Source organism: Paenibacillus sp. FSL P4-0127 (assembly GCF_038007325.1).
GTDB lineage: Bacteria > Bacillota > Bacilli > Paenibacillales > Paenibacillaceae > Fontibacillus > Fontibacillus macerans.
The window spans coordinates 63,184-70,124 of the sequence record NZ_JBBOWY010000003.1; the positions used below are offsets into that span (position 1 = coordinate 63,184).

General features: G+C 57.9%; 5 protein-coding genes. 3 read left to right on the plus strand and 2 right to left on the minus strand.

All coding sequences use genetic code 11. The annotated features are described in order from the left end of the window. Nucleotides 1-73: 73 nt before the first annotated feature. On the plus strand, nucleotides 74-1,831 hold the full coding sequence (locus tag NYE74_RS32800) for a DUF5605 domain-containing protein (RefSeq protein ID WP_213511305.1): 1,758 nt from the start codon (nucleotides 74-76) through the stop codon (nucleotides 1,829-1,831). 435 nt (nucleotides 1,832-2,266) lie between these two features. Here the strand turns inward: NYE74_RS32800 and NYE74_RS32805 are convergent, their stop codons facing one another. After that, nucleotides 2,267-3,718, minus strand: a complete 1,452-nt coding sequence (locus tag NYE74_RS32805) for an aminotransferase-like domain-containing protein (protein ID WP_036626497.1) — start codon at nucleotides 3,716-3,718, stop codon at nucleotides 2,267-2,269. A 177-nt stretch (nucleotides 3,719-3,895) separates the two neighbouring features. Between NYE74_RS32805 and NYE74_RS32810 the strand changes: the two genes are divergently transcribed. Then, nucleotides 3,896-4,516: a LysE/ArgO family amino acid transporter gene (locus NYE74_RS32810; RefSeq protein WP_341005549.1), complete on the plus strand. Its 621-nt coding sequence runs from the start codon at nucleotides 3,896-3,898 to the stop codon at nucleotides 4,514-4,516. 186 nt (nucleotides 4,517-4,702) lie between these two features. Beyond that, nucleotides 4,703-5,455 carry an oxygen-insensitive NADPH nitroreductase gene (nfsA, locus tag NYE74_RS32815; RefSeq protein ID WP_124332796.1) on the plus strand — a complete coding sequence of 251 codons (753 nt, stop codon included), beginning with the start codon at nucleotides 4,703-4,705 and terminating at the stop codon, nucleotides 5,453-5,455. Between the two features lie 478 nt (nucleotides 5,456-5,933). Here nfsA and NYE74_RS32820 read toward each other — a convergent pair whose 3' ends face one another. After that, entirely contained in the window at nucleotides 5,934-6,758 is an 825-nt protein-coding gene (locus NYE74_RS32820; protein WP_124332795.1) for a TatD family hydrolase, read from the minus strand. Nucleotides 6,759-6,941 lie beyond the last annotated feature (183 nt).

Sequence of the window (6,941 nt, forward strand, 5' to 3'; positions counted from 1 at the left end):
ATGTTTCCGCAGCAAGTTTTGCTCGAAGCTTATTCAAAGAAGTAACGCTCACAAAACTTTTAGGAGGTTGCATATGAAGATTATGGAGCAAACCAGCATGGGACGGATATGGTCCGACAAGCCCGCCAAATCGGTCTTGTTCAAGTATTTTCCGTTTCTTGCCGAAGAGGAGCATATCGCGTTTACTTATAAAATGATGACGCTGGGGCAGTTTCTGGAACGGCGGATGGAGTTCGGATTTCCGGCCGGGGAACGGGATGCGCTGCTGCGGGAACTGGCTGGGGTGCCTTCCGGCGAAGCCGCCGCGCCGAGTCGCGAGTCGGGGAGCGGGAAGGACCGGCTTGCGGACGTGCGGGTCGAAGGGGGCGGCGTGGTCAGCTCGCCGGAGCGCGCGGCCAAGTGGGACGTGTTTGAGCTGGAGCTTAAAGGGCCGTCGCAGGGCAACCCCTATACCGATGAGGAGTTGGCCGCAGTGTTCAGTTGGGACGGTGGGAGCCGCTTTGTGCGGGTTCCGGGGTTTTACAACGGGGACGGAAGCTATAAAATCCGCCTGATGCCCGACCGGGAAGGGGTGTGGACGTACCGGACCGAGAGCACGGTCAAGGCGCTGGACGGGCTGGAAGGGACGTTTGTTTGCGACCCCCCTGCCGCCGGCAATCACGGTCCGGTGCGCGTGCAGGATACGTTCCATTTTGCTTATGAAGACGGTACGGCGTATTTGCCGTTCGGCACGACCTGTTATGCTTGGACGCACCAGGGAGAAGAGCTGGAACAGGAGACGCTGAAATCGCTGGCCGGATCGCCTTTCAACAAAATGCGCATGTGCGTGTTCCCCAAGTCATATTTATACAACCGCAATGAACCCCAGCTGTATGCGTATGAAGGTTCTTTGGAGAAGGGCTGGAATTTCAGCGTGTTCAACCCGGCCTTTTTCGAGCATCTGGAGCAGCGGATCGCCGATTTGGGGCGGCTGGGGATCGAGGCCGATCTAATTCTGTTCCATCCGTACGACCGCTGGGGATTTTCGGAAATGGACCGGGAGGCGGACGATCTTTATCTGCGCTACATTGTGGCCCGCCTGGCGGCGTACCGGAACGTCTGGTGGTCGCTGGCCAACGAATACGACCTGATGTGGGCGAAAAGCGCGGAGGATTGGGAACGTTACGCCCAAATTATCCAGGAGAACGATCCCTACGGACATTTGCTGTCCAATCACAACTGCCTAACCTTCTATGACCACAGCAAGCCTTGGGTGACCCATTCCAGCCTGCAGCGTATCGATGTGTACAAAACGTCGGAAGCGACCCTGGAATGGCGGGAGCGCTGGGGCAAGGCCGTCGTCATCGACGAATGCGCCTACGAAGGCGATATCGACCAGGGCTGGGGCAATATCACCGGCGAGGAAATGGTGCGCCGCTGCTGGGAAGGGATGATCCGCGGCGGATATGTCGGTCATGGTGAAACGTACCTGAACGATGAAGAGATATTATGGTGGTCCAAAGGCGGGAAGCTGGTCGGCGACAGCCCGGCGCGCATCGGCTTTTTGCGCCGGCTGGTGGAGGAGGCGCCGGGGCAGCGCTGGGAGCCGGTGAAGTCCGATTGGGACCTGCCTTGCGCGGGAATCCGCGATGAGTACTATATGTATTATTTCGGCTTCAATCGGCCGAAGTTCAGAATATTCCAATTGCGGCCGGGCGTCCGGTATAAAGTGGACATTATCGATACGTGGAATATGACGATTACCGAAGTTCCCGGTTCGTTTGAAGGCACGTTCCGCGTGGACCTGCCCGGCAGACCGTATATGGCCGTTCGGCTGACCCGGACGGAGTAGGACCGATTAGGGCGGCAGGCTCTTCCCATTCAGGGAAGGGCCTGTTTGCTTTGCTGCCGGCCTTGGTAAGTGTTGAAATTTCTGCGGGAATACAGGCATTTGATGATCCGCTGCCGGCCGCTGGAACGACGATGACTACCAACTGTCGGCCTTCAAAATAGCGGAACTTTATGTTCTTATTTTCTGGAGCCAGAAATGTTCATCGCCATTAACGGAAATTTTTGTCCTTATATACCTGCGAATGGTCCAGACCGCAGGTATTTCCTTGCGATTCGAGAAAATAGCGACATAAAATTCCTCTATTGTACTCAAAATGGGTGATATCGCCGAAATAGGGGCATTTTTTGTTCTTATCTTTTTCGCCGAGGTTTCTCGGCAGCCTGGTTTTGTCCATTCCATTCTATTCCTTGCTAAATTCAAGCCGCGTCCTGCTCATCAGCGCAACAGCGATCTGACGATCCTCGCTAAACGTGAGATGCCCTCCTCAAGCTGGCCCGGCGCAGCGTAGGCGTAAGAAAAGCGCAGCCGGTCGTTGGCTTCCCGGTCGTAAAGATGCCCGGGGTTGATCAGGAGGCCCGCTTGCAGCGCGGCGTCGAACAGCCTACGCGGCGCCAGGGAAGCATTCAGCTTCAGCCAAATGTAGAAGCCGCCGCGCGGTGCTTCCCAGGTGGCCAGGCCGCCGAAGTGTTTCTCCAGCGCGGACAAGGCTTGATCCCTTCTGGTCCGCAGCGCGGAGCGGAGCCGCTCCAGCCTGGCGTCGTACATCCCGCTTTGCAGCCATTCCGCGGCGGCCTGCTGCGACAGGGCGCTGGAGCCGTAATCGCTCTGCATCTTGATGTCGGCGAGCCGCTCGACGACGGGCGGGGGGCCGGCGACCCAGCCGATGCGCAGCCCGGGGCTCAGCGTTTTGGACAGGCTGCCGACGTACAATACGCCGCCGCTTTGGTCCCGCGCCTTGAGCGGAAGCGGGGGCGGCGCATCCAGCCACAGGTCCCGGTACACGTCGTCCTCGACGATCGGCAGCCGGGCGGCCTCGCAGCTTTCCAGCAGCAGCCGGCGCCGTTTTTCGCTCATGACCGTGCCGGTCGGGTTGTGGAACGTCGGGATTGTGTACAGCAGGGCTCCATTATACTGTTTGGCATAGGCGGCGACCAGATCGGTCCGCAGCCCCTCCGCGTCCATCGGGATGCCCCGGAGCTTCATGCCGGCCGATTGGAAAACGGGAACCGAATACAGGTAGGACGGCCGCTCCAGCAAAACGGTGGCCCCCCGCGGCAGCAGCCCTACCGAAATGAGCTGGAGCGCCTGCAGCGCGCCGGATACGATGAGCAGCGATGAGGGGGAGGCGGCGATTCCGAGCTTTTTCAGCCTGGCGGCGATGACTTCGCGCAGCCGCAGATCCCCGGCGGGCTCCCCGTAGCCCAGGCCGGGCATACGGTCCGCCATGCGCCGCAGCAGCTCGCTCATCTCCGCTTGCGGCAGCAGTTCGGGCGACAGCTCCCCCGTCCCGAGCCGGATGATGCCGGGCTGGAACTCGGCCCGGTTGATCTCCTGCACGGCGGGAAGATTCGGGCGCTGCGTCCCGGCGCTTACGTAGCTGTTCCAATCCGGGGGAGGGGCCGCGGCCAGCACGCCCCAGGTTTGGTTGATGACGCGGGTTCCGCCGCCTTTGCCGCCCTGAATCATCCCCGCGGCCGCCAGTTCGTCCAATGCGGCGACCACGGTGCTGCGGTTGACGCCGAGGCTTTTGGCGAGCTCGCGCTGGGAAGGGATGCGGGTGCCTACCGGCCATTCCCCGCCGGCGATTTTATCGCGGAAATGCTCCATGATCTGCCGGTGCAGCGGAACGGGCGAATGGCGGTCCGGCTGCCATAAAGGTTGCTCCATCGCGTTTTGGTCCTCCTATCCGATTAGAATCGCTTGTCCTCCTCGTTGTTTCTTACTCTCCATTATACTCTTTGGTTGGTTGTATAACCAACCAAATGGATGGAGCCATATGGCGGGTTACAAGGTACAATAAGTTTCGTCGGTCAAGTCTGAGAAGATAGGAAGGGGGTGCGCCTTATGGTGGGAGCTGCTTTGCACGGCCTGGTGCTGGCGTTGGGACTGATTTTGCCGCTGGGCGCCCAAAATGTGTTCGTGTTTAACCAAGGAGCTTCGGGGCGCAAGCTGGTCCGGGCTTTTCCGGCTGTTTTGACGGCGGCCTTATGCGATACGGCGCTGATTCTGCTGGCAGTGCTGGGCGTGTCGGTGATCGTTCTGTCGGCCGTTTGGCTGAAAACGGCGCTGTTTGCGGCAGGCGCCTGTTTTATGGTCTACATGGGCTGGTCGATCTGGCGGACCGCGCCGCGTCAGACTTATGACAAAGGTTCCGGCTTGCCTGCCCGAAAGCAGGCGATGTTCGCCATGTCGGTATCGCTGCTGAATCCGCATGCGATCCTCGATACGGTCGGTGTGATCGGAACGAGTTCGCTCGGATACGCAGGAAGCGCCAAATGGTCGTTTACGCTGGCGACGATTCTGGTGTCCTGGATCTGGTTTTTCGGCCTGGCTATGGCGGGGAGGATGCTCGGGGGCCTCGATCGCGGCGGGCGGATTCAAGCGGTCATTAACCGGATCTCCGCGCTGATTGTGTGGGGAATGGCGGTGTATTTGCTGTATAGCACGGTCTCGATGTTTCTGTAAATACCGCTCGATGGTCTTAATTAGATGCTGCCGCTAGTTCAATCTTTTGGCACGGCTTGTCTTTCGACATGCGTCCCGGGACGAGGCTCCTCCGGCTTGCTTATCGGTCATGAAAGTTTCATAATGGGACTGGAAAATAGATGCAGGCGGTTCAGTTTATTAAAACAGGATGGGGAGTGAAAAAGCATGAATAAGTCGAACGAGACGATATCGCTGCTTATGGCCCACCGTTCGATCCGGAAGTTCAGCGGGCAGCCGGTGAGCCGGGAGCAGGTCGAAACGATCGTCGCCGCGGCGCAAATGGCCTCCAGTTCGAGCAACGTGCAAGCATACAGCGTCATCGCGGTGAACGACCCGGAGCGAAAAAAAACGCTTGCCGCATTGTGCGGCAACCAGGCTTACGTGGAGCAGTGTCCCGTATTTTTGGTCTGGTGCGGGGATTTGTCGCGATTGAAAAACGCGGCGGACCGCCATCTTCCCTCACAGGAAACGTATGAAGGTTCGGTGGAAAACTTCATCGTCGCCACGGTAGACGCCGCGCTGGCGGCGCAAAATGCCGCCGTAGCCGCGGAATCGCTCGGTCTGGGCATCGTGTATATCGGCGGAATCCGCAACCGGAGCGCCGAAGTGGCCGAGTTGCTCGGATTGCCGGATTTGGTTTACCCCTTATTCGGGATGTGCCTTGGGGTTCCGGACCAGGAGCCGGGAAGGCGCCCGCGGCTTCCTCAGGAAGCCGTATTGCATTGGAACGGTTATGACGCCGCCCGGGAAGAAGAGCTCGTTGCCGCCTATGACGAAACCATGTCCAAGTATTTGCGCGAGCGGACAGGCGGAGCCAAAGATACGCCTTGGTCCGTGCTGATGGCGGAAAAACTCGCGCAACCGTCACGTCTCCACATGCGTGAGTTTTTACGGGAGCGGGGATTTGAATTAAAATAGTTTTCCATGAAAAAACCTGCAGAGTGTTTGCAGGTTTTTTCGTGTTTTACTAGCGATTTGCCGAAGGCATTGCTGTGGTGTGGCGAAAATGCGCACGGGAATCTAACGGTTGTATTAGTCGCTATTTTGCCAAAGAAGACCCTTTCTAAATTTTAACGGTTGTGAGCGCTGTTATTTGCTCAAATCTGAGCCCAAATAGCCGGGTTTTAGCTAAATAAGCGCTATGGCAACCGTTAGAATTTGAAAACGGCGATGTTGGAGCAAATAGCGCTTGTGGCAACCGTTAGAATATTAGTGCAGCTGGAAAACGTCAAATCAGATGGGGTGCGACGCTAGTGGGATTTTGCGAATAGCGGCTTTCCGGTCCGTTGCGAGACAAAAGTGCGCCTAACTGCAGCGAGGCGGGAGCCCGCCCGTCCATGGCCCCTGGGCCAACGCTAAACGGCGCCGGAAGAACGTCGCCGCGGAAACGTCATAGTCATATCCCGTAAAAACGGCGGGTATTCCGGTAAAATGCTGCGGCGGCTTCCTCCGGGGCGATCCCGTGAATGCCGGCCCAGGCGGCGGCGACGTGCCCCACCATCGCCGGCCGGGTGAGCCGGCCGGAGAAAGGCCCTTCAAAAGGCCAAGGGCCATCGGTTTCGGCCATGACCAGGTCTGCCGGATAGACGCCGGCCAATTCCTGAATGTCCCGCTCATACAGAATATCCGGCGTAAACGAGATGTAGTAGCCGCGATCCGCCATGCGGCGGACCGTATGCTCCGCCCCTTTAAACCAATGGAAGTGGGCCCGAGTCAGCCCATGGCGTTCCAGCATGTCGCAGACGAGCTCGGCGTCTTCGTAAACGGCGTGCAGCACAACGGGTTTATTCCAGCGTTTTGCCGCAAGCATCAGCCTCTCCAGCAGCTCAAGATAAGGTTCAAGATCGAAAGGCCTGCCTTCTTCTAAAGCTTCCTTGCGCAGATAGTAGGGGAGCCCGATTTCGCCGACGGCGATCATTTCGCGGGCATGCTCCTCCATCCAGTTCAAGAGCCGGTCGGCTTCGTCTTCGGTCGGCACGGGCTGTTCGGGATGATAACCGAACGCCGGATAGACGAGGCCGGGATATCGCTCGGCGAAAGACAAATTGAGCCGGGAGGAAGCCAGGTTCATCGATACGGCGATCACGGCCTCCACCCTGTCTTCAGGCATCTCCTGCAGCAGCTTCTCCCGGTCTGCCTCGTCATACAAATCTATATGAACGTGAGCATCAATTTTCGGCCACTGCGCTTCCAGCGGTAAACCCGGCAGTTTGGAGGACATTTTATCTCCTTCTTTCAAGCGGTGGTATATGCCCCTAATTATACCTCTTTATGTAGGCATGTGTCAGCGCGGAGCACCGCTTTGCAATCCATGAAAACTACCTTGCCGGCCGGATTTTACCGTGATCTCACATATTTTCTTATGACAAGATTATTCATGTCGTACAATAACAATTATGCGACA

Excerpts from the sequence above, each read along its gene's own strand:
- NYE74_RS32810 (WP_341005549.1), top strand. The coding sequence starts at position 3,896 with ATGGTGGGAGCTGCTTTGCACGGCCTGGTGCTGGCGTTGGGACTGATT.
- NYE74_RS32800 (WP_213511305.1), top strand. The coding sequence starts at position 74 with ATGAAGATTATGGAGCAAACCAGCATGGGACGGATATGGTCCGACAAG.
- nfsA (WP_124332796.1), top strand. The coding sequence starts at position 4,703 with ATGAATAAGTCGAACGAGACGATATCGCTGCTTATGGCCCACCGTTCG.
- NYE74_RS32820 (WP_124332795.1), bottom strand. The coding sequence starts at position 6,758 with ATGTCCTCCAAACTGCCGGGTTTACCGCTGGAAGCGCAGTGGCCGAAA.
- NYE74_RS32805 (WP_036626497.1), bottom strand. The coding sequence starts at position 3,718 with ATGGAGCAACCTTTATGGCAGCCGGACCGCCATTCGCCCGTTCCGCTG.